At 61.1% G+C, this 23,279-nt stretch carries 19 protein-coding genes; 8 read left to right on the top strand and 11 right to left on the bottom strand.

The window, feature by feature from the left end; genetic code table 11:
- The first annotated feature begins 2 nt into the window (after positions 1-2).
- From emhB to AC3WMV_RS02275, 6 genes are all read left to right on the top strand, one after another.
- Complete coding sequence (gene emhB / locus AC3WMV_RS02300; protein WP_103369022.1) at positions 3-3,152, top strand: efflux RND transporter permease subunit EmhB; 3,150 nt, start codon at positions 3-5, stop codon at positions 3,150-3,152.
- Positions 3,149-4,609: an efflux RND transporter outer membrane subunit EmhC gene (gene emhC, locus AC3WMV_RS02295; protein ID WP_027614404.1), complete on the top strand. Its 1,461-nt coding sequence runs from the start codon at positions 3,149-3,151 to the stop codon at positions 4,607-4,609. Before emhB ends, emhC begins: the two co-directional genes overlap by 4 nt.
- Before the next feature lie 414 nt (positions 4,610-5,023).
- Positions 5,024-6,283 (top strand): OprD family porin, encoded by a 1,260-nt coding sequence (locus AC3WMV_RS02290; RefSeq protein ID WP_103369024.1) that lies wholly within the window; start codon positions 5,024-5,026, stop codon positions 6,281-6,283.
- Between the two features lie 188 nt (positions 6,284-6,471).
- Positions 6,472-7,662 carry an NAD(P)/FAD-dependent oxidoreductase gene (locus AC3WMV_RS02285; RefSeq protein WP_103369025.1) on the top strand — a complete coding sequence of 397 codons (1,191 nt, stop codon included), beginning with the start codon at positions 6,472-6,474 and terminating at the stop codon, positions 7,660-7,662.
- Positions 7,663-7,688: 26 nt separating this feature from the next.
- Complete coding sequence (locus tag AC3WMV_RS02280; RefSeq protein ID WP_103369026.1) at positions 7,689-8,045, top strand: DUF1641 domain-containing protein; 357 nt, start codon at positions 7,689-7,691, stop codon at positions 8,043-8,045.
- A 22-nt stretch (positions 8,046-8,067) separates the two neighbouring features.
- Positions 8,068-8,886 carry a methyltransferase domain-containing protein gene (locus AC3WMV_RS02275; RefSeq protein WP_103369027.1) on the top strand — a complete coding sequence of 273 codons (819 nt, stop codon included), beginning with the start codon at positions 8,068-8,070 and terminating at the stop codon, positions 8,884-8,886.
- Positions 8,887-9,237: 351 nt separating this feature from the next.
- On the opposite strand, the gene pcaC is transcribed toward AC3WMV_RS02275, so the two are convergent.
- From pcaC to pcaR, 11 genes are all read right to left on the bottom strand, one after another.
- Complete coding sequence (pcaC, locus tag AC3WMV_RS02270) at positions 9,238-9,630, bottom strand: 4-carboxymuconolactone decarboxylase (RefSeq protein ID WP_103369028.1); 393 nt, start codon at positions 9,628-9,630, stop codon at positions 9,238-9,240.
- 10 nt (positions 9,631-9,640) lie between these two features.
- Positions 9,641-10,432, bottom strand: a complete 792-nt coding sequence (pcaD, locus tag AC3WMV_RS02265) for a 3-oxoadipate enol-lactonase (RefSeq protein WP_103369029.1) — start codon at positions 10,430-10,432, stop codon at positions 9,641-9,643.
- A gap of 12 nt (positions 10,433-10,444) precedes the next feature.
- Positions 10,445-11,809: a 3-carboxy-cis,cis-muconate cycloisomerase gene (locus tag AC3WMV_RS02260; RefSeq protein WP_103369030.1), complete on the bottom strand. Its 1,365-nt coding sequence runs from the start codon at positions 11,807-11,809 to the stop codon at positions 10,445-10,447.
- Between the two features lie 46 nt (positions 11,810-11,855).
- Entirely contained in the window at positions 11,856-13,151 is a 1,296-nt protein-coding gene (locus AC3WMV_RS02255; protein WP_041070509.1) for an MFS family transporter, read from the bottom strand.
- A gap of 193 nt (positions 13,152-13,344) precedes the next feature.
- Entirely contained in the window at positions 13,345-13,911 is a 567-nt protein-coding gene (gene pcaG / locus AC3WMV_RS02250; RefSeq protein WP_003222412.1) for a protocatechuate 3,4-dioxygenase subunit alpha, read from the bottom strand.
- A gap of 1 nt (position 13,912) precedes the next feature.
- Positions 13,913-14,617, bottom strand: coding sequence for a protocatechuate 3,4-dioxygenase subunit beta (gene pcaH, locus AC3WMV_RS02245; RefSeq protein WP_027614394.1), 705 nt, complete (start codon positions 14,615-14,617; stop codon positions 13,913-13,915).
- A gap of 37 nt (positions 14,618-14,654) precedes the next feature.
- Positions 14,655-15,860: a 3-oxoadipyl-CoA thiolase gene (pcaF, locus tag AC3WMV_RS02240; protein WP_178085262.1), complete on the bottom strand. Its 1,206-nt coding sequence runs from the start codon at positions 15,858-15,860 to the stop codon at positions 14,655-14,657.
- Entirely contained in the window at positions 15,857-16,636 is a 780-nt protein-coding gene (locus AC3WMV_RS02235; protein ID WP_027614392.1) for a CoA-transferase subunit beta, read from the bottom strand. The genes pcaF and AC3WMV_RS02235 overlap by 4 nt, the downstream gene beginning before the upstream one ends.
- The gene (locus tag AC3WMV_RS02230; protein WP_003222404.1) at positions 16,636-17,493 is read right to left on the bottom strand and encodes a CoA transferase subunit A; all 858 of its coding nucleotides are present in this window, start codon (positions 17,491-17,493) and stop codon (positions 16,636-16,638) included. The genes AC3WMV_RS02235 and AC3WMV_RS02230 overlap by 1 nt, the downstream gene beginning before the upstream one ends.
- Before the next feature lie 273 nt (positions 17,494-17,766).
- Entirely contained in the window at positions 17,767-19,113 is a 1,347-nt protein-coding gene (gene pcaK, locus AC3WMV_RS02225) for a 4-hydroxybenzoate transporter PcaK (protein ID WP_047601129.1), read from the bottom strand.
- Positions 19,114-19,407: 294 nt separating this feature from the next.
- Positions 19,408-20,250 carry a pca regulon transcriptional regulator PcaR gene (gene pcaR, locus AC3WMV_RS02220; RefSeq protein WP_007963153.1) on the bottom strand — a complete coding sequence of 281 codons (843 nt, stop codon included), beginning with the start codon at positions 20,248-20,250 and terminating at the stop codon, positions 19,408-19,410.
- Positions 20,251-20,903: 653 nt separating this feature from the next.
- On the opposite strand from pcaR, the gene AC3WMV_RS02215 reads away from it, so the two are divergent.
- Positions 20,904-21,104: a hypothetical protein gene (locus AC3WMV_RS02215; RefSeq protein ID WP_003222398.1), complete on the top strand. Its 201-nt coding sequence runs from the start codon at positions 20,904-20,906 to the stop codon at positions 21,102-21,104.
- Positions 21,105-21,480: 376 nt separating this feature from the next.
- Entirely contained in the window at positions 21,481-22,956 is a 1,476-nt protein-coding gene (locus AC3WMV_RS02210; RefSeq protein ID WP_003222397.1) for an inorganic phosphate transporter, read from the top strand.
- Positions 22,957-23,279: the final 323 nt, after the last annotated feature.

Below are 23,279 nucleotides of genomic sequence, written 5' to 3'. Positions count from 1 at the left end.
TCATGTCGAAATTTTTTATCGACCGTCCGATTTTCGCCTGGGTAATTGCCCTGGTGATCATGTTGGTCGGGGCACTATCGATCCTGAAATTGCCAATCAACCAGTACCCGAGCATTGCACCGCCAGCCATCGCGATCTCCGTGACCTACCCGGGCGCTTCGGCGCAAACCGTGCAGGACACTGTGGTCCAGGTGATCGAGCAGCAGCTCAACGGTATCGACAACCTGCGTTATGTGTCCTCGGAAAGTAACTCCGACGGCAGCATGACCATCACCGCGACCTTCGAGCAAGGCACCAACTCCGACACCGCGCAGGTTCAGGTCCAGAACAAGCTGAACCTGGCCACCCCGCTGCTGCCGCAGGAAGTGCAGCAACAGGGTATCCGCGTGACCAAGGCAGTGAAGAACTTCCTGCTGGTGATCGGCGTGGTGTCGCGTGACGGCAGCATGACCAAGGACGACCTGTCCAACTACATCGTGTCGAACATGCAGGACCCGATCTCGCGGACTGCCGGTGTCGGCGACTTCCAGGTCTTCGGTGCCCAGTACGCGATGCGCATCTGGCTCGATCCGGCCAAGCTGAACAAGTACAACCTGACGCCGTCGGATGTCAGCGCCGCGATCTCGGCGCAGAACGTCCAGGTGTCTTCCGGTCAGCTCGGCGGTTTGCCGGCGCTGCCTGGCCAGCAACTGAACGCCACGATCATCGGCAAGACCCGTCTGCAGACTGCCGAGCAATTCAAGGCGATCCTGCTGAAGGTCAATCAGGACGGCTCCCAGGTCCGTGTCGGCGATGTGGCCGATGTCGGTCTGGGCGGTGAAAACTCGAGTATTTCCGCCCAGTTCAACGGTAGCCCGGCGTCCGGTCTGGCGGTAAAACTGGCCAACGGTGCCAACGCCCTCGACACGGCCAAAGCGCTGCGCAAGACGATTGACGACCTCAAGCCGTTCTTCCCGCAAGGCATGGAAGTGGTGTTCCCGTATGACACCACTCCGGTCGTGACCGAGTCGATCAAGGGTGTGGTTGAAACCCTGGTCGAAGCGATCGTGCTGGTGTTCCTGGTGATGTTCCTGTTCCTGCAGAACTTCCGCGCCACCGTCATCACCACGATGACCGTGCCGGTGGTATTGCTTGGTACGTTCGGCATCCTCGCCGCCGCCGGTTTCAGCATCAACACCCTGACCATGTTCGGTATGGTGCTGGCCATCGGCTTGCTGGTGGACGACGCCATCGTCGTGGTGGAAAACGTCGAGCGGGTGATGGCCGAAGAAGGCCTGTCACCGAAGGAAGCGACCAAGAAATCCATGGGCCAGATACAGGGCGCCCTGGTCGGTATCGCCCTGGTGCTGTCGGCGGTACTGTTGCCGATGGCGTTCTTCAGCGGCTCCACCGGTGTGATCTACAAGCAGTTCTCGATCACCATCGTCTCGGCCATGGCCCTGTCGGTAATGGTTGCACTGATCTTCACCCCGGCGCTCTGCGCAACCATGCTCAAGCCGATTGCCAAGGGTGACCACGGCACGCCGAAAAAAGGTTTCTTCGGCTGGTTCAACCGCAATTTCGATCGCGGTGTCAGGAGTTACGAGCGCGGTGTCGGCAACATGCTGTCGCGCAAAGCCCCTTACCTGCTGGCGTACCTGCTGATCGTCGTCGGCATGATCTGGCTGTTCACCCGCATTCCAACCGCGTTCCTGCCGGAAGAAGACCAGGGCGTATTGTTCGCCCAGGTGCAAACCCCGGCCGGTTCCAGTGCGGAACGTACTCAAGTCGTGATCGACGAGATGCGTACCTACCTGCTGGATAAAGAAGCGGGTGCGGTGTCCTCGGTGTTTACCGTGAACGGCTTCAACTTCGCCGGTCGTGGGCAGAGCTCGGGTCTGGCGTTCATCATGCTCAAGCCATGGCACGAGCGTGATGCGGGCAACAGCGTGTTTGCCCTGGCACAGCGGGCGCAGCAACACTTTTTCAGTTTCCGCGATGCGATGGTGTTTGCGTTCGCCCCGCCTGCGGTACTGGAATTGGGTAACGCCACCGGTTTCGACGTGTTCCTGCAGGACCGCGCCGGTATCGGTCACGAAAAACTGATGGAAGCCCGCAACCAGTTCCTCGGCATGGCCGCGCAGAGCAAGGTGCTCTACCAGGTGCGTCCGAACGGTCTGAACGACGAGCCGCAATACCACCTGGAAATCGACGATGAGAAAGCCCAGGCCCTGGGTCTGAGCCTCTCCGACATCAACAGCACCCTGTCGATCTCCTTCGGTAGTAGCTACGTCAACGACTTCATCGACCGTGGTCGGGTGAAGAAGGTGTATGTGCAAGGTCAGGCCGGTGCGCGCATGAGCCCTGAAGACCTGAAAAAGTGGTACGTGCGCAACAGCGCCGGGACCATGGTGCCGTTCTCCGCGTTCGCCAAGGGCGAGTGGATCTACGGTTCGCCGAAACTGGCCCGTTACAACGGCGTCGAAGCGATGGAAGTGCTCGGTTCTCCGGCGCCGGGTTACTCCACCGGTGAAGCGATGGCCGAAGTCGAAGCGATTGCCAAGAAACTGCCGGCCGGTGTCGGTATCTCCTGGACCGGTCTGTCCTACGAGGAACGTCTGTCGGGCTCGCAAGCGCCAGCGCTGTACGCCCTGTCGCTGCTGATGGTGTTCCTGTGTCTGGCGGCGCTGTATGAAAGCTGGTCGATTCCGATCGCGGTCATGCTCGTGGTACCGCTGGGGATCATCGGTGCGCTGATGGCCACCAGCCTGCGCGGGCTGTCCAACGACGTGTACTTCCAGGTGGGCCTGTTGACGACCATCGGTCTTGCGGCTAAAAACGCCATTCTGATCGTCGAGTTCGCCAAGGAGCTGCATGAACAAGGGCGCAGTCTGCGCGATGCGGCGATAGAAGCGTGCCGCATGCGTCTGCGACCGATCATCATGACCTCGCTGGCGTTCGTCCTCGGTGTAGTACCGTTGGCGATCTCCACCGGTGCCGGTTCGGGTAGCCAGCACGCGATCGGTACTGGCGTGATTGGCGGTATGCTCACGGCCACGATCCTGGCGATCTTCTGGGTCCCACTGTTCTTCGTCACGGTTTCGTCCATCGGCCAGCGTAAAATCGCCGACCCGGACGAGACGACTGAAACTCCTAAAGAGGCTGGCCAATGAGCAAGTCGCTACTCTCCATCGCAGTCGCCGCCTTCGTGCTGAGCGGTTGCTCGCTGATCCCCGATTATCAGCAGCCTGAAGCACCGGTCGCGGGCCAGTACCCGCAGGGCCCGGCGTACTCGCCGGCCCAGGCTCCGGCGCAAGCCGCTGCAGAGCAGGGCTGGAAGCAGTTTTTCCATGACCCGGCCCTGCAACAGCTGATCCAGGTGTCGCTGGAAAACAACCGCGACCTGCGCGTCGCGGCGCTGAACATCGATGCCTACGCTGCGCAGTACCGCATCCAGCGTGCTGACCTGTTCCCGGCGGTTTCGGCCAATGCCAGCGGCAGCCGTCAGCGGGTTCCGGCCCGTGCCTCGCAGACCGGTGAAGCGAACATCAGCAGTTCCTACACCGCGACCGTCGGCATCAGCGCCTACGAACTCGACCTGTTCGGTCGGGTGCGCAGCCTGAGCGAACAAGCGCTGCAACAATATTTCGCCACCGAAGAAGCGCGCCGCAGCACGCAGATCAGTCTGGTGGCCAGTGTGGCCAACGCCTACATGACCTGGCAGGCCGACAAGGAACTGCTCAAGCTGACGCAAGACACCCTCGGTGCCTTTGAAGAAAGCTACAAGCTGACCAGCCGCAGCAATGAAGTCGGTGTGGCCTCGGCGCTGGACCTGGCGCAGTCGCGCACCTCGGTGGAAAACGCCCGGGCGCAACTGGCCAAGTACACCCGTCAGGTGGCTCAGGATGAAAACAGCCTGACGCTGCTGCTCGGCACCGGCATCCCGGCCAATCTGCAAGCGGCCAAACCGCTGTCGGATGATCTGCTCAGCGACGTACCGGCCGGTCTGCCTTCGGACCTGCTGCAGCGTCGTCCGGACATCCTGCAAGCCGAGTACAACCTGAAAGCGGCCAACGCCAACATCGGCGCCGCCCGTGCAGCGTTCTTCCCGAGCATCAGCCTGACCGCCAACGCGGGCAGCCTGAGCCCGGACCTGTCCGGTCTGTTCAAGGGTGGTTCGGGAACCTGGCTGTTCCAGCCGCAGATCAACCTGCCGATCTTCAACGCCGGCAGCCTGCGCGCCAGCCTCGACTATGCCAAGATCCAGAAGGACATTGGCGTGGCGAACTACGAGAAGTCGATTCAAACCGCCTTCCAGGAAGTCGCCGACGGCCTGGCTGCCCGCCAGACCTACACCGAGCAGTTGCAGGCGCAGCGTGACTTCGTCGCGGCCAACCAGGATTACTACCGCCTGGCCGAGCGTCGTTACCGCATCGGTGTCGACAGCAACCTGACCTTCCTCGACGCTCAGCGTCAGTTGTTCAGCGCGCAACAGGCACTGATCACCGACCGCCTCGCGCAGCTGACCAGTGCGGTCAACCTGTACAAGGCCCTGGGTGGTGGCTGGAATGCGCAGACCGCGCAGAACGAACCGCTGAAAGAAGAAGCACCGAAGATGAAGCTGTTCTGATCATCCGGTGAACACAAGGAGCCCGCCATTTGGCGGGCTTTTTGTTGCCTGTCAGAAAAGTGTGTGGTTTGGGCTGGCCCCTTCGCGAGCAGGCTCGCTCCCACAGGGGATCGCATTCCAAAATGTGGGAGCGAGCCTGCTCGCGAAGAGGCCCTGACAGACACTATAAAATCCAGCTGTATCTTGCGTTCGATAATCGCCCAAAACCCGCTTTCCCCGATTGAATCCCGCACACCGCCCCCCGCACCATTCGCTCCACAAAACCAATAACAACAGGTTCGACACCATGCTCCCGCGCCCTGTCCCGTCCGGCTGATCGCCGCCGCTTCATCCCTGATTCTGCAAGCTCGTGCCCGCCCCGAAAATGGCGGCAACGGCTCCGTTCGACCTAAAAAAATAACAAGAGACCCTGCGATGACTCATCCCACTGCGCCGTACGCACTCCCCGGCCTGATCGCCCTGGCCCTGACCGGCGTCGCCCTCCCCGCCGCAGCCGAAGAAGCCGGTTTCGTCGAAGGTGCCAAGGTCAACCTCAACCTGCGCAACTTCTACATCAACCGCAACTTCACCAACCCGACCAAGGCTCAGGGCAAGGCTGAAGAGTGGACGCAGAACTTCATCCTCGACGCCAAATCCGGCTTCACCCAAGGCACCGTTGGCTTCGGCATGGACGTGCTCGGCCTGTACTCGGTGAAACTCGATGGCGGCAAAGGCACCGGTGGCACGCAACTGCTGCCGCTGGATCACGACGGACGGCCGGCGGACAACTTCGGTCGCACCAACGTCGCGTTCAAGGCCAAGCTCTCTCAGACCGAAATCAAGGTTGGCGAATGGATGCCGGTGCTGCCGATCCTGCGTTCGGACGACGGCCGTTCGCTGCCGCAAACCTTTCGTGGCGGGCAGATCACCTCGAAGGAAATCGATGGCCTGACCCTGTACGGCGGGCAGTTCCGCGCCAACAGCCCGCGCGACGACAGCAGCATGAGCGACATGTCGATGTTCGGCAAAGCGGCGTTCACCTCTGATCGCTTCAACTTTCAGGGCGGCGAGTACGTTTTCAACGAAAAACGCACGCAGATCGGCCTGTGGAACGCCGAGCTCAAGGACATCTACAGCCAGCAATACCTCAACCTGACTCACAGCCAGCCACTCGGCGACTGGACGCTGGGCGCCAACCTCGGTTTCTTTTACGGCAAGGACGACGGCAGCGCCCGCGCCGGCGAACTCGACAACAAGACCTGGTCGGGGATGTTCTCGGCCCGCTACGGCGGCAACACCTTCTACGTCGGCCTGCAAAAACTCACCGGCGACAGCGCCTGGATGCGGGTCAACGGCACCAGCGGCGGCACCCTGGCCAACGACAGTTACAACGCAAGCTACGACAACGCTCAGGAACGCTCCTGGCAGGTGCGCCACGACTACAACTTCGCCGCCCTGGGCATCCCCGGCCTGACCCTGATGAACCGCTACATCAGCGGCGACAACGTGCACACCGGAACCATCACCGATGGCAAGGAATGGGGCCGCGAATCGGAACTGGGCTACACCGTACAGAGCGGCGCCCTGCGCGACCTCAACGTGCGCTGGCGCAACTCGACCATGCGCCGCGATTTCAGCAACAACGAGTTCGACGAAAACCGTCTGATCATCAGCTATCCGATCAGCCTGCTCTGAACCCGCACGCCGGCGCTGCATGAGTGGCGCCGGCATCAACCACTGGTCAGCCCGGACTGGCGATTTGTCGAAGCGCAGATACAGTCAACAGAGTGTGTAAATTCTCCAGCCTGCTGTAGGAGCCCTTAGTTTTCTTCCGTTATCTCCGGATGCTGTACGCGAAGCTGCCTTGGCCACGGAGGTCAGGTATGAGCAAGCGAATAGTTATCGTCGGTGGCGGTGTAGGTGGAACCATGCTGGCCAATCAACTGGTCGGCAAGCTGTATCCCGAAGTTCTACGCGGCGACGTCTCGATCACATTGCTGTCCAGTTCCCCCGATCATTACTACAAACCTGCGTTCATGTACGTGGCGTTCAGTCAGTTCTTCGAAGAGGAACTCAAACGTCCGGAACGCTCATTGCTGCGCCCGGAAATCAGTTTCCACGTTGAAGAAGTCACCCGTTTCGACTTTTCCGGGCAGCAATTGCGCACCCGAACCGGCAAGCGCTTCGACTATGATTTTCTGGTGATCGCCACCGGCTGCGTGCCGGCGCCGGAACGCATCGAGGGTCTGCAAGAAGCCGGCGACCACTTTTATCAATACCTTCCTGCCCGGCAGCTGGCGCAACGCCTGAACACCATCGAAAAAGGCCGGATTTTCATTACCGTGTCCTTCCCGCAGACACCGAACGTACCGCACCAATGCGGAATCGCGCCCGTGGAAACGACATTGATGCTGGATGATTTATTGCGTCGCCGGGGTGTTCGCGAGCAAGTGGAAATCATCTACACCTACCCGACGGTTGCCCAGCTATTGCGCAATTGTCTGTTCTTGCAGCGTCCCACCGGTGAAATCCTGCCGAGCATTTTTGCCCGGAAAAACATTCAATTTCAGCGCGGCTTCACCCTGAGCCATGTGGATCCTGATGCAAAAATCGCCTACTCAATCGAGGGCGATGCGCAACCCTTCGACATCTTGATGGCTACCCCGCCAATCCAGGCCGTCGAGGTAGTGCGTGAGTGCGGCATCTCACAAGCCGCCAATGATGAAGGATGGCTGCCGACCAATCACGAAACGCTGCAGGTCTACGGTCTGGAGAATGTCTACGTGATCGGCGACACCGTCGACCTGCCGGTCAGCAAGGCCGGCGGCGCCTGTCATAACCAGGCGCCGGTGATCGCCAACAACATCACGGCCCAGATCCGTCTTGGCGCACCCAACTCGGTATACGACGGTCGGGTACAGGCGGTAGCCCAAATGGGCCTGAATGCCGGGATGCCACTGTGGTACGACTACGCCCACGATGTGTTGCCGACACCCCCGACCAAATTGGGCGGTCTGCTCAGAAACGGTTTCAATCGCGGTCTTTACTGGGCGGTGGCCCGGGGAATGCTTTGACCCTGCACAGGGAGGAGTGATTGCTCATGAACATGCCCGAGGAAATGTCAGCCACGCCCGGGTTCACTGCCTTGATGGCAAAACTGCAACCGTTAATCGATGGCGGACGCCTGGAGAATATTGTCGACCTGCTTTCCCTGGTTTCCGATATCGCCGATCTGCTCGACCCGGCCATGGTGGAAAAACTCGCGCAATTGTTCGAGAGCAGCACAGCCGCCATCTGGACAGTCAGTAATGCAGTGCGCGTAGCCAAAGCCGAAGTATCGGCACAGTCAGCGGCGCCGGGGACTCTGGCGTTGCTCAAACTGCTGAATGAAGAGGACACACGCAAAGGCGTGGCCGTTGTCCTGAAAACCCTCAACGTCATTGGACGACAACTGTAAATCCGCCAGAGAGGACCTCCTCATGAGCGCCAAACTCGAAACGGCAGGGAACGCCTGCACCCACTGGGACGCCAAGGCGTACCAGCAGTTTTCCCGTCTCAGGCAACGCCCGGTCAACGAATTGCTCGACCGTATCGATCTGCACGACCCCAGACGAATTTATGACCTGGGCTGCGGCACCGGCATCGCCACTCAACGGCTGGCCGAGCGCTGGCCGCGTGCGCAGTTGCTGGGTGTCGACAGCTCGCGGCAGATGCTTGATCAGGCCCGGTGCCTGCCGATCAACGCCCAATGGCAAGAGTGCGACCTGCTCGACTGGCAACCTGAACAACCGGCCGATCTGCTGCTCGCGGCGGCGGTGCTGCATTTCATTGGCGATCATCAATACCTGCTGCCGCGCCTGCTGGGGTATCTGCGCCCGGGCGGCTGTCTGGCGGTGCACATGCCGGACTGGCGCGATGCCTTGTGGTATCGATTGATGCTCGACACCCTCGACCATGCCGGACCGGGACACACCCCCATCGGCACACCGCAACTGCGCCAGTGCATGGCCGCGCGGTCATTGTTGACACTGGAGGACTATTACCGCGTGCTGGCGCCGCTGACCACGTCGCTGGAGATCTGGGAAACCGAGCAACTGCAAGTGGTTGACGGCAAGTCACCGGTGTACGACTGGGTGAAGGTCTCGGCGCTGCGGCCGGTGATGCAGGCACTGACGTCTCAGGAACAGGCGCGGTTTATCTACCACTACCTGATGCGGGTGCATAAGCATTACCCGCCGGAGGAAAACGGGCAGACGCTGTTTCCATTCAAGCGGATTTTCATTGTCGCCAAGGTTTGAGTGCCTGTGCTGATTGATGCATCACGGCGTCTGCCGCTTTCGCGAGCAAGCCCGCTCCCACAGGGAAATGCATGCCAAATGTGGGAGTGGACTTTCATTGTTGCCAGGGTCTGAGTGCCTGTGCTGATTGATGCATCACGAGGTCTGCCGCTTTCGCGAGCAAGCCCGCTCCCACAGGGAAATGCATTCCCAATGTGGGAGTGGATTTTCATTGTTGCCAGGGTTTGAGTGCCTGTGCTGATTGATGCATCACGGCGTCTGCCGCTTTCGCGAGCAAGCCCGCTCCCACAGGGGAAATGCATTCTAAATGTGGGAGCGGGCTTGCTCGCGAAGGCGTCAGTTCAGGCATCATCACTCCCGGGATTCGACTCCCAGTTCATCCCACACCGACTCCGCCAGATGGAACGTCGCATTCGCCGCCGGGATCCCGCAATAAATCGCGCTCTGCATGATCACTTCCTTGATCTCGCTCCGGCTCACACCGTTGTTGGCCGCCGCACGCAGATGCAATTTCAGCTCGGCCTCGCGGTTCATCCCGATCAGCATGGCGATGGTGATCAGGCTGCGCGTGTGCCGTGGCAGGCCCGGACGGGTCCAGACGTCGCCCCAGGCGTGACGCGTGATCATCTCCTGGAATTCCGAGTTGAACTCGGTCAGCGCATTCAGGCTGCGATCAACGTGGGCATCACCCAATACCGCACGGCGTACTTGCAGGCCTTCGTCGTAACGTTGTTTCTCGTCCACAAACTTCCCCTCACTGAGCGTTCAGAAACGCCAACACACGATCACTGAAAGCGGCACCGGCCTGCACGTTGGACAGGTGCGCGGCATAGAACTCGGCGTACTCGGCGCCGCGCACATGCTCCTGAATGAAATGCCCGCCGGACGGTGGCGTCACCGCATCTTCAGTACCGGCAATCACCAACAACGGCAGGTTGATCGAGGCCAGTTGCTCACGGAAATCGGCATCGCGCACTGCCGCGCAATTGGCCGCATAACCTTCAGGCGAAGTCGCCGCGAGCATGTCGGTGATCTTCTTCGCCGCGGCCGGATTGGCCGCGGAAAAATCAGGCGTGAACCAACGGGCAATCGACGCATCACGCAATGCGACCATCGCTGCCGGGCCATCACGCAACACGGTTTCGATGCGCGGGTTCCACACCGATGGATCACCGATCTTCGCGGCGGTGTTGCACACGATCAACTTGTGCAGACGATGACCGGCATTGATCCCCAGCCACTGGCCGATCAAGCCACCCATCGACAGTCCGCAGAAATGCGCACGCTCGATGTGCAGCGCATCCAGCAGACTCAGCACGTCGCGGCCCAGTTGCTCGATGCTGTAAGGCCCCGGCGTCACCAGCGACTGGCCGTGACCACGGGTGTCGAAACGCAGCACCCGGAAATGCTCGGTGAATGCTGGCATCTGCGCGTCCCACATGTGCAGGTCGGTGCCCAGCGAGTTGGACAGCACCAGCACCGGTGCGTCGACCGGGCCTTCAATAACGTAATGCAGTTCGCCATCGGCGAGTTGAACGAAAGCCACAGCTCTCTCCTATCAGACAGACAATGCGTTATGTTCGGCCACCGCGCGCTCGACCCAGACTTGCGCCTGGCCGAGGTAATGCGCGGGGTCGAGCAGATGATCGAGTTCGGTGCTGCTCAGTTCGGCGGTCACTCGCGGCTCGTCGCCGAGTACCGCACGCAGGTGGCGCTGTTCGGCCACCGCGCGTTTGCAACATTGTTCGAGCAGGTGATGCGCCTTGTCGCGGCCGACCCGCTGCGCGAGAACGATGCTCACCGCTTCGGCCAGCACCAGCCCTTGGGTCAATTGCAGATTGCGCGCCATGCGCTCGGCATCGACTTCCAGACCATCGGCCAGCAGGCGCGCCTGTTGCAGCGCACCGGACACCAGGCAGCAGATTTCCGGCAGGGTTTCCCATTCGGCATGCCACAGACCGAGGCTGCGCTCGTGCTCTTGCGGCATGGCGCTGAACAGCGTCGAGACCAGCCCCGGTACCCGGGTCGCCGCACCGATCAACACCGCCGCGCCGACCGGATTGCGCTTGTGTGGCATGGTCGACGAACCGCCCTTGCCCGGCGCCGACGGCTCGAACACTTCCGCCGCTTCGGTCTGCATCAACAGACTGACGTCGCGCCCGAGCTTGCCGAGGCTGCCGGCGATCAAACCGAGTACCGCGCCGAACTCGACGATGCGATCCCGCTGGGTGTGCCACGGTTGCTCAGGCAAAGTCAGTTGCAGCTCTTCGGCCAACGCCTGCGCGATCGGCAGCGCTTGCTCGCCGAGCGCCGCGAGGGTGCCGGAAGCGCCGCCGAATTGCAGCACCAGCAGCCGTGGTTTGAGTTCGCGCAGACGCTGACGGCTGCGGCTCACCGCGCCGAGCCAACCGGCGATCTTCATCCCGAGGGTGACGGGCGTGGCGTGCTGCAGCCAGGTGCGCCCGGCCAAGGGTGTCGCCGCATGCCGTTGGGCTTGGGTGGCGAGCGAATCGGCGAGCGCTGCCAGATCGTTTTCAATCAGCTCCAGCGCCTGCCGCAATTGCAAAATCAGCCCGGAATCCATCACGTCCTGACTGGTAGCGCCCAGATGCACATAGCGCTCGGCCTCGGCACTGCTCGCGGCGATCTGCTTGCCCAATGCCTTGACCAGTGGAATCGCCGAGTTGCCGGCCGTGGCAATCGCCTCGCCCAGCGCCGCGAAGTCATACAGGCCGGCGTTGCAAGCGGCGGCAATCGGCGCCACGGCAGACGCCGGAATCACCCCGACCCGCGCCTCGGCCCGGGCCAGCGCCGCTTCGAAATCGAGCATGGCCTGCACCCGGCCCTGATCGCAGAACACCTCGCGCATATCGCGGGCCGTGAAGTAGGCATCGAACAATTGATTGCCCGGTCGCTGAGTCATAAACAGTCCTTGCCGGCGCGGGCCATCGCGGCCCGCGCTCATCGGTTTACAGATCGTGGTGCAAGTACGCCGCCTGTTTCGGCAGGCGCAGGCTGAACAGGAACGCCACCGCCATCATCACCGTGACGTACCAGTAGAAGGCGTTTTCCATGCCCCCGGCTTTCAGGCTCAGGGCCACGTATTCCGCCGAACCGCCGAAGATCGCGTTGGCCACCGCATAGGCCAGACCGACGCCGAGGGCGCGGACTTCCGGCGGGAACATTTCGGCTTTCACCAGGCCGCTGATCGAGGTGTAGAAACTGACAATCGCCAGCGCCACGGTGATCAGCACAAAGGCCAGAATCGGGCTGCTGATGCTTTTCAGGCTCAACAGGATCGGCACAGTGAACAGCGTGCCGAGCGCGCCGAACCAGAGCATCGAATTACGTCGGCCGATCTTGTCGGCGAGCATGCCGAACAGCGGCTGCATGCACATGTACAGGAACAGCGCGCCGGTCATGATGTAGCTGGCGGTCTTGGCGTGCATGCCGGCGGTGTTCACCAGGTACTTCTGCATGTACGTGGTGAAGGTGTAGAAAATCAGCGAGCCACCGGCGGTGTAACCGAGCACGGTGATGAACGCGGCTTTGTGATCACGGAACAGCGCGCGGATGCTGCCGGCGTCCTTGTTCTCGCGCATTTCCTTGCTGGTGGTTTCTTTCAGGGAGCGACGCAGGAACAGCGAAATCACCGCCGCCACCGCACCGACCACAAACGGAATGCGCCAGCCGTAAGCACGCAGTTCATCTTCACTGAGGAACTGTTGCAGGATCACCACCAGCGACACCGCCAGCAGTTGCCCGCCAATCAGCGTCACGTACTGGAACGAGGCGAAAAAGCCGCGCTGGCCCTTGAGCGCGACTTCACTCATGTAGGTGGCGGTGGTGCCGTACTCGCCGCCCACCGACAGGCCTTGCAACAGCCGCGCGAACAGCAACAGCAGCGGAGCCCAGACGCCGATGCTGGCGTAAGTCGGCAGACAGGCGATGAGCAGGGAGCCGAAGCACATCATCAGCACCGAAATCATCATCGAGGTCTTGCGGCCCTTCTTGTCCGCCAGCCGCCCGAAAATCCAGCCGCCAATCGGGCGCATCAGAAACCCGGCAGCGAACACCCCGGCCGTGTTGACCAGTTGCACCGTGGGGTTGTCGGAGGGGAAAAACGCCGGGGCGAAATAGATCGCGCAGAAGGCGTAGACGTAGAAGTCGAACCATTCGACGAGGTTGCCGGACGAGGCACCGACAATGGCGAAGATGCGCTTGCTGCGCTCCTCGCCGGTGTAATGAGCGGTGGTAGTGGTCATTGTTTTTTACTCTGAAGGGACAGGTGAGAGTCTAGACACACTTCGCAACAGTCCCGTTCCACAGTTCCATCTGCAACACAGTTCCCTTGTAGGAGTGAGCCTGCTCGCGATTGCGGTTTGTCATTCAGCCCTTATTCGTCTGATCCACCGCTATCGCGAGCAGGCTCACTCCTACAAGGTTTTGGGGTGTACTTCAATAATCGAAGAACACCGTCTCCGCCTCAGTGCCCTGCAAAATCACATTCCACTGATAAACACCCGCCGCATCCGGCTTCGCCAGCAACGTCCCGCGGCGCTCGGCCGGCACACATTCCAGCAGCGGATCATTGACGTTCGCCGGATCGCCTTCGAAGTAGATGCGTGTCAGCAAGTGCTTGACCAGACCACGGGCAAACACCAGCACCACCAGATGCGGGGCCTGGGTCGAGCCCTTCAGGCCTTCGACCGTGCCCGGTTTGATCGTGGTGAAACGGAAGCGCCCTTCGGCGTCCACCGGCACCCGGCCAAAACCTTCGAAGTGCGGATCCAGCGGTTTGTCCTGCTCGTCTTCCGGGTGCGCGTACTTGCCGGCGGCGTTGGCCTGCCAGACTTCGAGCATCGCGTCGTTGACCACATCGCCGTTGCCGTCAACGACTTGGCCGGTGATCGCCACGCGCTCGCCGAGGGTTTGTTCGACCGCGAGGTTTTCGCGGTTCAGCCAGGTCAGGCCGATGTGGTAGTACGGCCCGACGGTGTGGGACGTGGTGGCAGTCAGCGTCATCTTATTTCTCCATCGGCGTGGCGTCGCGGCCGCGCAAGACGATGTCCCAGCGATAGCCGAGGGCGTAGGACGGAATGGTTTTTTCCAGATCGAAAGCGGCGATCAGACGTTCCTTGGCGGAGGTGTCCGGCACGCAGTTGTAGATTGGGTCGTAGGCCAGCAGCGGGTCGCCGGGGAAATACATCTGCGTCACCAGACGGGTGAGGATGCTCGGCCCGAACAGCGAGAAATGGATGTGCGCCGGGCGCCACGCGTTGTGGTGGTTACCCCACGGATAGGCGCCGGGCTTGATGGTCTGGAACTGATACCAGCCATCGGCGTCGGTCACGGTGCGGCCGGTGCCGGTGAAGTTCGGGTCCAGCGGTGCGTCGTGCAGGTCGCGCTTGTGGTTGTAGCGACCGGCGGCGTTGGCCTGCCAGATCTCCACCAGAATCCCCGGCACCGGCAAACCGTTTTCGTCGAGCACACGGCCGTGAATGATGATGCGCTCGCCCAACGGCTCGCCATCGTGCTGCGCGGTCAGGTCGTTGTCTTTCTCGGCGACGCGTTCGGCACCGATGGTCGGGCCGGTGATCTCCGACAACGAATGCGGCAGAAACACCAACGGCTTGGACGGCGAGCGCAGGTTGGTGGATTGATACGTCGGGTGCAGGTATTCAGGCTGGGTGCCTTCCTGCGGACGACGGTAGCCAGGCTTGTCAGTCATTTCGCTTTCCTCAGTTCTTATCAGTCGACGCGCTGCGTCAGACGCGTTCGATGGCCAGGGCCAGACCCTGCCCGACGCCGACGCACATGGTCGCCAGACCTTTCTTGCCGCCGGTCTTTTCCAGCTGATGCAACGCGGTCAGCACCAGTCGCGCCCCGCTCATGCCCAACGGGTGGCCCAAGGCAATCGCGCCACCGTTCGGGTTGACCTGCGGCGCATCATCCGCCAGACCCAATTCACGCAGCACTGCCAGGCCTTGGCTGGCGAAGGCTTCGTTGAGTTCGATCACATCGAAATCGCTGACCGCCACGCCGAGACGCTCGATCAGTTTGCGCACCGCCGGCACCGGGCCGATGCCCATCACCCTAGGTGCAACACCGGCGCTGGCCATACCCAGCACTTTGGCCCGTGCTGTCAGGCCGTGTTTTTTCACCGCTTCCGCCGACGCGAGAATCAGCGCGGCGGCGCCGTCGTTGACCCCGGACGCGTTGCCGGCGGTGACAGTCTTGTCCGGGCCATTGACCGGTTTGAGTTTGGTCAGCGCTTCAAGCGTGGTGTCGGCGCGTGGATGCTCATCCTGGCTGACCACGGTTTCGCCCTTCTTGTGGGTGATCCGCACTTCGACGATTTCCTCGGCGAAGTAACCCGCAGCCTGCGCGGCGGCCGTGCGTTGCTGACTGCGCAGGGCGAAAGCGTCCTGGTCGGCGCGCGACACTTTATAGTCGTCGGCGACGTTGTCGGCGGTCTGCGGCATCGCGTCGACGCCGTACTGGGCTTTCATCAGCGGGTTGATGAAACGCCAGCCGATGGTAGTGTCTTCCAGCTTCATGTTGCGCGAGAACGCTGCGTCCGCCTTGCCCATCACGAACGGCGCGCGGGACATCGACTCGACGCCGCCGGCAATCGCCAGCTCCATCTCGCCACTGGCAATCGCACGGAAAGCAGTGCCGATCGCGTCCATGCCCGAAGCACACAGACGGTTGAGGGTCACGCCCGGCACGCTCTCCGGCAAGCCCGCCAGCAGCAGCGCCATACGCGCCACGTTGCGGTTGTCTTCGCCAGCCTGGTTGGCGCAGCCGAGGAACACTTCGTCGATCGCGTTCCAGTCCACTGAGGGATTGCGTTCCATCAGCGCCTTGATCGGCACGGCGGCCAGATCGTCGGCGCGCACGGCGGACAAACCGCCGCCAAAACGGCCGATGGGGGTGCGAATTGCGTCGCAGATATACACGTCACGCATCATGCTTCTCCCGGTGCCTGGCCGTGGGCGGCGGCGGTGCGCGCTTCGAGATCGCGCAGTGCAGTGAGTTCCACCTCGGTCGGTGCCGCCGTGGTTTCAACGTTGTCGGCAAAACGAATGGCCCAACCGGTGGCGGCGACCACTTGCTCGCGGGTCACCCCTGGGTGCAGGGCGGTGACCACGAATTCGTGGGTGCCCTGCTCCGGCTCCATGATGCACAGGTCGGTAATGATCCCGACCGGGCCGGCACCCGGCAGGCCCAGACGCTTGCGCGAATCGCCGCCCTCGCCATGACCGACCGAGGTAATGAAGTCGAGCTTGTCGACGAACGAACGCGCCGACTGCTTGAGGATGATCAACACGCTCTTCGCCGAACCGGCGATCTCCGGCGCGCCACCGGCACCCGGCAGGCGCACTTTCGGCGCGTGATAGTCGCCGACCACAGTGGTGTTGATGTTGCCGAAACGGTCGACCTGCGCGGCGCCGAGAAAACCGACGTCGATGCGCCCACCCTGCAGCCAATAGCGAAAAATCTCACCGGTCGGCACGACGGTGTCGGCGGTTTCCGCCAGTTCACCATCACCGATCGACAGGGGCAGCACGCTCGGCTTGGCGCCAATCGGACCCGATTCGTAGATCAGCACCACGTCCGGCGACGAAGTCAGGCGCGCAAGGTTGGCGGCTTTCGACGGCAGGCCGATGCCGACGAAGCACACCGAGCCGTTCTTCAGGCGACGGGCCGCAGCGACGGTCATCATTTCATTGGTGGTGTAAGTCATTACTTGGCCTCCGAAGCAGCGGCCAACTTGGCCTGAAACTCGCTGAAGTCAGCGCAGCCATGGATGTATTCGTTGATCCACGCGGTAAACGTCTCACGGTCGCGGGCGATCGGATCCCACGCCTGATAGAAGCGATTGTCACGCTCGGTGTAACCGTGGGCGTAGGACGGATGCGCGCCGCCGGGTACGTGGCAAACCGCGCTCAAGGCCCAGGTCGGCAGCACGCAAGCGTTCATCGGGGCGTTGAGGTTGTCGACGATTTCCTCGACGGTGACGATGCAGCGCTTGGCCGCCAGTGCCGCTTCTTTCTGCACCCCGAGAATGCCCCACAGCAGCACGTTGCCCTGACGGTCGGCTTTCTGCGCGTGGATCACGGTGACGTCTGGACGCACCGACGGCACGGCCGCCAGCACTTCACCGGTGAACGGGCAGGTCACGGACTTGATCAGCGGGTTGACCTTCGGCAGGTCGGAACCGGCGTAGGCCCGCAGTACGGCGAACGGCAGGCCGGAAGCGCCGGCGACGTAGGCATTGGCCAGGTCGGCGTGGCTGTGCTCTTCGATTTCCAGGGCATGCGGCCACTGCTTCTCGACCGCATCGCGCAGACGGTGCAGCGAACCCACACCCGGATTGCCGCCCCAGGAAAAGATCAGCTTGCGTGCACAACCGGCACCGATCAGTTGGTCGTAGATCAGGTCAGGCGTCATCCGCACCAGGGTCAGATCTTTCTTGCCCTGCCGAATGATTTCATGACCTGCGGCTGTCGGAATCAGGTGAGTGAAGCCTTCGAGCGCGACGGTGTCGCCGTCGTTGACGAATTGCTTCACCGCGTCGTGCAGCGAAAGGATCTCAGCCATGGAGCGGGCTCCCGTTTTTGTAGTGGATCGCCAGTGATAAAAAGGCGCGAGGTTCGGCGCCGGAGTCACTGCAGATTAAGCCGCTGAAAATCGCCAAACAATCCGATAATCGACTGAGTGTTCGTTTATCGAACGGATTGTTATCACCCTATCAATCACAAGCAAAAGCTTCGCGAGCAAGCCCGCTCCCACATTTGAAATGTGCTTTCCCTGTGGGAGCGGGCTTGCTCGCGAAGGCGTCGGAACATTCAACGCAAATCGAAATGACTCGACTCAGGTCGCATCCGCATGACTGACCATGCCTTTGATCACCACCGCAGTCGTCGCCAACGCCGCCGGAATCACCAGCGCCGTCAACACCTGCTCAAAGTTCCAGCCCAACCCCAGCAACGTCGCGCCCATCCACGCCCCGAGAATCGCGCCAAAGCGACCAATCCCGAGCATCCACGAGACCCCGGTCGCGCGCCCCTGGGTCGGATAAAACCGTGCCGCCAGAGACGGCATCGCCGATTGCGCGCCGTTGACGCACATACCCGCCACCAACACCAAGGTCGCGAGCAATGTGATATTGCCCAGGCTCTGCCCTACCGCGTAGGCAAACACCCCGGCCAGCAGGTAGAACGTGCCGATGACCTTGTGCGGATTGAAGCGGTCCATCGCCCAACCCACAGCGACCGCACTCAACACCCCGCCAAACTGGAACAACGCGCCAATGAACGCCGCCTGCTCCATGCTCGCGCCGCTGTCACGCATCAGGGTCGGCAGCCAACTGGTCAGCAGATAAACGATGACCAGGCCCATGAAGTAGGTCAGCCACAGCAGCAAGGTACCGACGCTGTAGGTGCCGGAGAAAATCACCGCGAACACGTTGCGCGCCTTGACGGTTTTCTGTTCCGGTACGCTGAAACTCGAGGCTTGCGCAACGGCGACCGGATCGATCGGCGACAGGGTCTTGCGTACTTTGTCGGTGCCGCGATTGCGCACCACCAGAAAACGCGCCGACTCCGGCAGCCAGAACAGCAGCACCACCGCGAGGATCAGTGGCAGGATCCCGCCGATCAGCAGCAGGCTGTGCCAGCCGAACGCCGGGATCAGCTTCGCCGAAATGAATCCGCCACCGGCCATGCCGAGGTTGAAGCCGCAGAACATGCTGGTCACCAGCAAGGATTTCTTGCGCTCCGGGGTGTATTCCGAGAGCAGCGTGGTGGCGTTGGGCATGCCGGCGCCCAGACCGAGGCCGGTGAGGAAGCGCAACACCAGCAGTTGCTCGACGTTGGTGCTGTAGGCCGAGGCCAGGCTGAAAGCGCCGAACAGCAGCACCGCGCCAACCAGCACCACTTTGCGCCCGAAGCGGTCAGCCAGCGGGCCGGAACCCAGTGCGCCGAAGACCATGCCGATCAACGCGGCGCTCATTACCGGGCCAAGGCTGGCGCGGTCGATGCCCCAGTCCTGGGACAGTGCCGGCGCGATAAAACCCATCGCCGCGGTGTCGAGACCATCGAGAAATACAATCAGGAAACACAGGATCACCACCCGCCACTGATAGCGCGAGATCGGTTGGGCATTGATGAAGGTCTGCACGTCGAGGCAGTTACCTACAGCGGACTGAGGCTGGTTCATTATTTTTATTCCACGCAAAAAACGCAGTCGAACGGCGGCCGGCCAAAGAGCGGCACGGTCACAAGAATAGAAGATCGATATCAGGCGTTGCGGTGAATCCGGCAACAGGGAATGGAGCTGAGACAGTCGGGGAGCATGCGCATGGTGAGTTGCCTCTTGTCATTATTATGGGAGTCGACAATCCGGCAGGCTCATTCAAATCTGCGCCGGATGACGCTGCCGCGACATTAATGATCCGGGGCTTTTAGCGTCAATTCGATAAACGCAACACTGTGCGTTTATCGAACAGCTTCATCAGGCGAACAACTGCGCGCTGAGGTCGCGGCTGGCACTGAGCAGGCCCGGCAGGAAGCGTTGTTCCAGTTCGGTACGGCTGACGCGGCCGGCGTGGGTGCTGACATTAAGCGCCGCCACCACCTGGCCCGACGCATCGTAAACCGGCACGGCAATCGAACGCAGGCCTTGTTCGAGTTCCTGATCGACGATGCACCATCCCTGCTGCCGTACTTCCTGCAGGCATTCGAGCAGACTTTCCGGGGTATGCAGCGTACGGCTGGTCTTGGCCACCAGTTCGGCATGGTCGAGGTATTCGCGCAGCGAGGTGTCGTCCAGCGCCGCCAGCAGGATGCGGCCCATCGATGTGCAATAGGCCGGCAGACGCCCGCCCACCGACAGGTCCACCGAGATCAGCCGTTGCGTGGTCGCCGAGCGGGCGATGTACAAAATGTCGTCACCTTCGAGCGTGGCCATGTTGCAGGCTTCGTGCAGTTGCTCGCTCATGCGGTCGAGGTACGGCTGGGCCGACACCGCCAGCGGCGTCGACGACAGATACGCGTGGCCGAGGGTCAGCACTTTGGGCAACAACGAGTACGTGCGGCCATCGGTGGTGGCGTAACCCAGTTTGATCAGAGTGTGCAGGCAACGGCGCACAGCAGCGCGGGGAATTTCCGTGCGGTGGCTGATCTGCGCGATGGTCAGGTGTCGCTTGCGCTCCTGAAACGCCTGCACCACCGCCAGGCCACGGGCCAGCGAGGTCATGAAATCCGGATCGCCGGTCAGCGCCTGGATACGCTTGGCGGGCGACGCGACGATCGGCGGCGCCACGGAGGTGAAGGAGTTGCGCATTTGATCGTTCATTTCTTGTCCTTTTTTGCGGCACGAATCAATGGCCATACAAGCGGCTCGCCGGCAAATGCACAAGCACCGGGACGCCAAGATTGGGCGATTATCGAACCGCCGACCGATAATCGCAATCCATCAGCCTCTGTCCTTCTCGGCTTCTTCATTCGTTCACCTGCCTGTTCATCCAACTTCGCATGCCTCATTAGTTGATCGACTTAATGGCGCCAGAAACTGAACGCGAGTGCTTAAAAGGTTTCGGCGAATTTCAACTAGCGATAAAACTTGTCAGTAACAAAACGATCACACATCCCGAACCGTTTTTAACTTGGCAAAGATAGTCATTCCCGAATCGACCGCTATAATGCACCTCAGTGGCGCCACGTTTTCACTGGCCGAGGGTGCCGCCCGCTGACCCGATGCCTATTGCCGTCAGCCCGGCCAGCGCCTGACGCTCATTAGTCATGCACCGCCAGCGCGCTTGCTGAAACAGGAAACTGATGCTGCGTCAGTTTTAATCTGGTGCCGTAGCCGCCTGCAACATGGAAGTCTTGATCGCCCTGCCGATAACGCCAATGCCTGAACCGGCATGGCCCTTTGGTGGACGTGTTCAATCGACTCGTTGCCGTGCGTTTCACCAGATATTTATCTCAACTCAAACAGGTAGCACTGTGACGAAAGACGAACTGCGCGCGGAACTTGAGCGCCAGGAACAACGTTACAAGGAAGTTTACGGCGGGGAAGTCACCACCTACGCCGCGCAACCCGAACCGGAACGCAAGGCATGGCGCAAACGCCCCACCGTTCAGGATCAGGTTTTCCAGCAAGAACTGAAAAAGATGGAAGAAGAACTCAAAACCGAAGAGCCCTGAACGGGCGATCCTGAGATTTTCGAGGGTCTGCGTCGCCACCGGCTAAAAGCACGGTGACCCGACCATGCCTTGCGCGCCCGCTATCCGCGGGCAGCGGCCTACCTCCCCCGGCCTGCACGGGAAAGGAGCGTGTCTGACTCGTTTCAGAGATATTTCACACAGGCGTTTGAGGCTCGCGCGCGCTCGACAAATTGCTTGCTGCCCAAAGGTTTTTACAAGCTAATCAATGACTTAAAAAACCCTGCGTCACGCTAGGGCTTTGCACCTTGCAACAATTTAATTCGACATTGATTGCTACCGATGAGCAGGTAGGGGATCGATTTCCAGTCTTTTCTGGCATAATCGCGCCCCCTTATGACCGGGTCAGAAAACCTTCATGATCGATTTATTCAGCGGACTGGATGCTTGGGTGCTTGTGAGCCTCTTGCTCGCCCTGACGTTTGTCCTCGCCTTCGAGTTCATCAATGGATTTCATGACACCGCTAACGCGGTAGCCACTGTTATCTACACCAAAGCCATGCCGCCTCACCTGGCGGTGTTCTTCTCCGGTGTGTTCAACTTCCTCGGCGTGTTGCTGGGCGGCGTTGGCGTGGCGTATGCCATTGTTCACCTGCTGCCGGTAGAACTGCTGATCAATGTGAATACCGGCCATGGCCTGGCGATGGTGTTCTCGTTGCTCGCCGCGGCGATCACCTGGAACCTGGGCACCTGGTACTTCGGTATCCCGGCCTCCAGTTCCCACACCCTGATCGGCTCGATCCTCGGTGTCGGCCTGGCCAATGCCCTGATCAACAACATCCCGTTGGCCGACGGCGTGAACTGGCAGAAAGCGATCGACATCGGCGCCTCGCTGGTGTTTTCGCCAATGGCTGGCTTCCTGATTGCCGCGCTGATCCTGATCGGCCTGAAGTGGTGGCGCCCGCTGTCGAAGATGCACAAGACCCCGGAACAGCGCCGCAAGATCGACGACAAGAAGCACCCGCCGTTCTGGAACCGTCTGGTTCTGGTGATTTCGGCCATGGCCGTGAGCTTCGTGCACGGTTCCAACGATGGCCAGAAAGGCATCGGCCTGATCATGCTGGTACTGATCGGTATCGTGCCTGCGCAGTTCGTCCTCGACCTGAGCAGCACCACCTACCAGATCGAGCGCACCCGCGACGCGACCCTGCACCTGAGCCAGTTCTACAAGCGCAATGCCGATTCCCTGGGCGAATTCCTGGCCCTGGGCAAAAGCGTTGAAGGCGACCTGCCGGAGAAATTCCGCTGCAACCCGCAGCAGACCGAACCGACCATCAACGCCCTGCTTGGCACCCTTAAAGGTGTAGCGGACTACCATTCGCTGTCCTCGGAAAGCCGCATCGAAGTCCGTCGCTACTTGCTGTGCCTGGACGACACCGCGAAGAAAGTCGGCAAGCTGCCAGGCTTGGAAGCGCGTGAGAAGGCTGACCTGGACAAACTGCGCAAAGACCTGACCACCACCACTGAATACGCCCCGTTCTGGGTGATTCTCGCGGTCGCCCTGGCCCTCGGCCTGGGTACCATGGTCGGCTGGAAACGCGTGGTACTGACCATCGGCGAGAAGATCGGCAAGCAGGGCATGACCTATTCCCAGGGCATGTCGGCGCAGATCACTACCGCCAGTTTGATCGGTATGGCCAACATCTTCAGTCTGCCGGTATCGACCACTCACGTGCTGTCCTCGGGCGTGGCCGGCACCATGGTCGCCAACAAGAGCGGCCTGCAGGGCGGGACTGTTCGCACTATCCTGCTGGCGTGGGTTTTGACCTTGCCGGCGACTGTGGCGCTGTCGGCTGGGTTGTTCTGGTTGGCGTCCAAAGCGTTGGGTAGCTGATAGACCGCAGCACATGAGAAAGGCGTGATTCGTGAGGATCGCGCCTTTTTTGTTTTGTTTTGGTTGAGAGTTGGATTGGGGGCATATCCGTTGCTTCGGGTGCTGCCGCTGGCGGTTTCGCTCTTACAGCGAGTCACTTTTGACAAACGCCTCAAAAGTAACCAAAAAGTCTTGCCCCGGCGTACGGCACTTCGCTTAGGCTCAGTGTTCCCTCGCTACGGTGTCCATCCGGGGGCATCGCCTCCGGTTTGCTTCGCTGCACCTCCTCTCGATGTATGCGGCTTCGCCGCATGGCGCTGCGCGCCTAACCCCCTGATGGACAC

The sequence above is a fragment of the Pseudomonas sp. FW305-3-2-15-E-TSA4 genome (assembly GCF_058787295.1).
The sequence above is the reverse complement of the archived record's forward strand: the minus strand, read 5'-3'. Positions and strand labels throughout refer to the sequence as shown.

Excerpts from the sequence above, each read along its gene's own strand:
- AC3WMV_RS02285 (WP_103369025.1), top strand. The coding sequence starts at position 6,472 with ATGAGCAAGCGAATAGTTATCGTCGGTGGCGGTGTAGGTGGAACCATG.
- AC3WMV_RS02255 (WP_041070509.1), bottom strand. The coding sequence starts at position 13,151 with ATGACCACTACCACCGCTCATTACACCGGCGAGGAGCGCAGCAAGCGC.
- pcaK (WP_047601129.1), bottom strand. The coding sequence starts at position 19,113 with ATGAACCAGCCTCAGTCCGCTGTAGGTAACTGCCTCGACGTGCAGACC.
- emhB (WP_103369022.1), top strand. The coding sequence starts at position 3 with ATGTCGAAATTTTTTATCGACCGTCCGATTTTCGCCTGGGTAATTGCC.
- pcaF (WP_178085262.1), bottom strand. The coding sequence starts at position 15,860 with ATGATGCGTGACGTGTATATCTGCGACGCAATTCGCACCCCCATCGGC.
- AC3WMV_RS02275 (WP_103369027.1), top strand. The coding sequence starts at position 8,068 with ATGAGCGCCAAACTCGAAACGGCAGGGAACGCCTGCACCCACTGGGAC.
- AC3WMV_RS02210 (WP_003222397.1), top strand. The coding sequence starts at position 21,481 with ATGATCGATTTATTCAGCGGACTGGATGCTTGGGTGCTTGTGAGCCTC.
- AC3WMV_RS02260 (WP_103369030.1), bottom strand. The coding sequence starts at position 11,809 with ATGACTCAGCGACCGGGCAATCAATTGTTCGATGCCTACTTCACGGCC.
- AC3WMV_RS02230 (WP_003222404.1), bottom strand. The coding sequence starts at position 17,493 with ATGGCTGAGATCCTTTCGCTGCACGACGCGGTGAAGCAATTCGTCAAC.
- AC3WMV_RS02235 (WP_027614392.1), bottom strand. The coding sequence starts at position 16,636 with ATGACTTACACCACCAATGAAATGATGACCGTCGCTGCGGCCCGTCGC.
- AC3WMV_RS02280 (WP_103369026.1), top strand. The coding sequence starts at position 7,689 with ATGAACATGCCCGAGGAAATGTCAGCCACGCCCGGGTTCACTGCCTTG.
- pcaR (WP_007963153.1), bottom strand. The coding sequence starts at position 20,250 with ATGAACGATCAAATGCGCAACTCCTTCACCTCCGTGGCGCCGCCGATC.
- pcaG (WP_003222412.1), bottom strand. The coding sequence starts at position 13,911 with ATGACGCTGACTGCCACCACGTCCCACACCGTCGGGCCGTACTACCAC.
- emhC (WP_027614404.1), top strand. The coding sequence starts at position 3,149 with ATGAGCAAGTCGCTACTCTCCATCGCAGTCGCCGCCTTCGTGCTGAGC.
- AC3WMV_RS02290 (WP_103369024.1), top strand. The coding sequence starts at position 5,024 with ATGACTCATCCCACTGCGCCGTACGCACTCCCCGGCCTGATCGCCCTG.
- pcaH (WP_027614394.1), bottom strand. The coding sequence starts at position 14,617 with ATGACTGACAAGCCTGGCTACCGTCGTCCGCAGGAAGGCACCCAGCCT.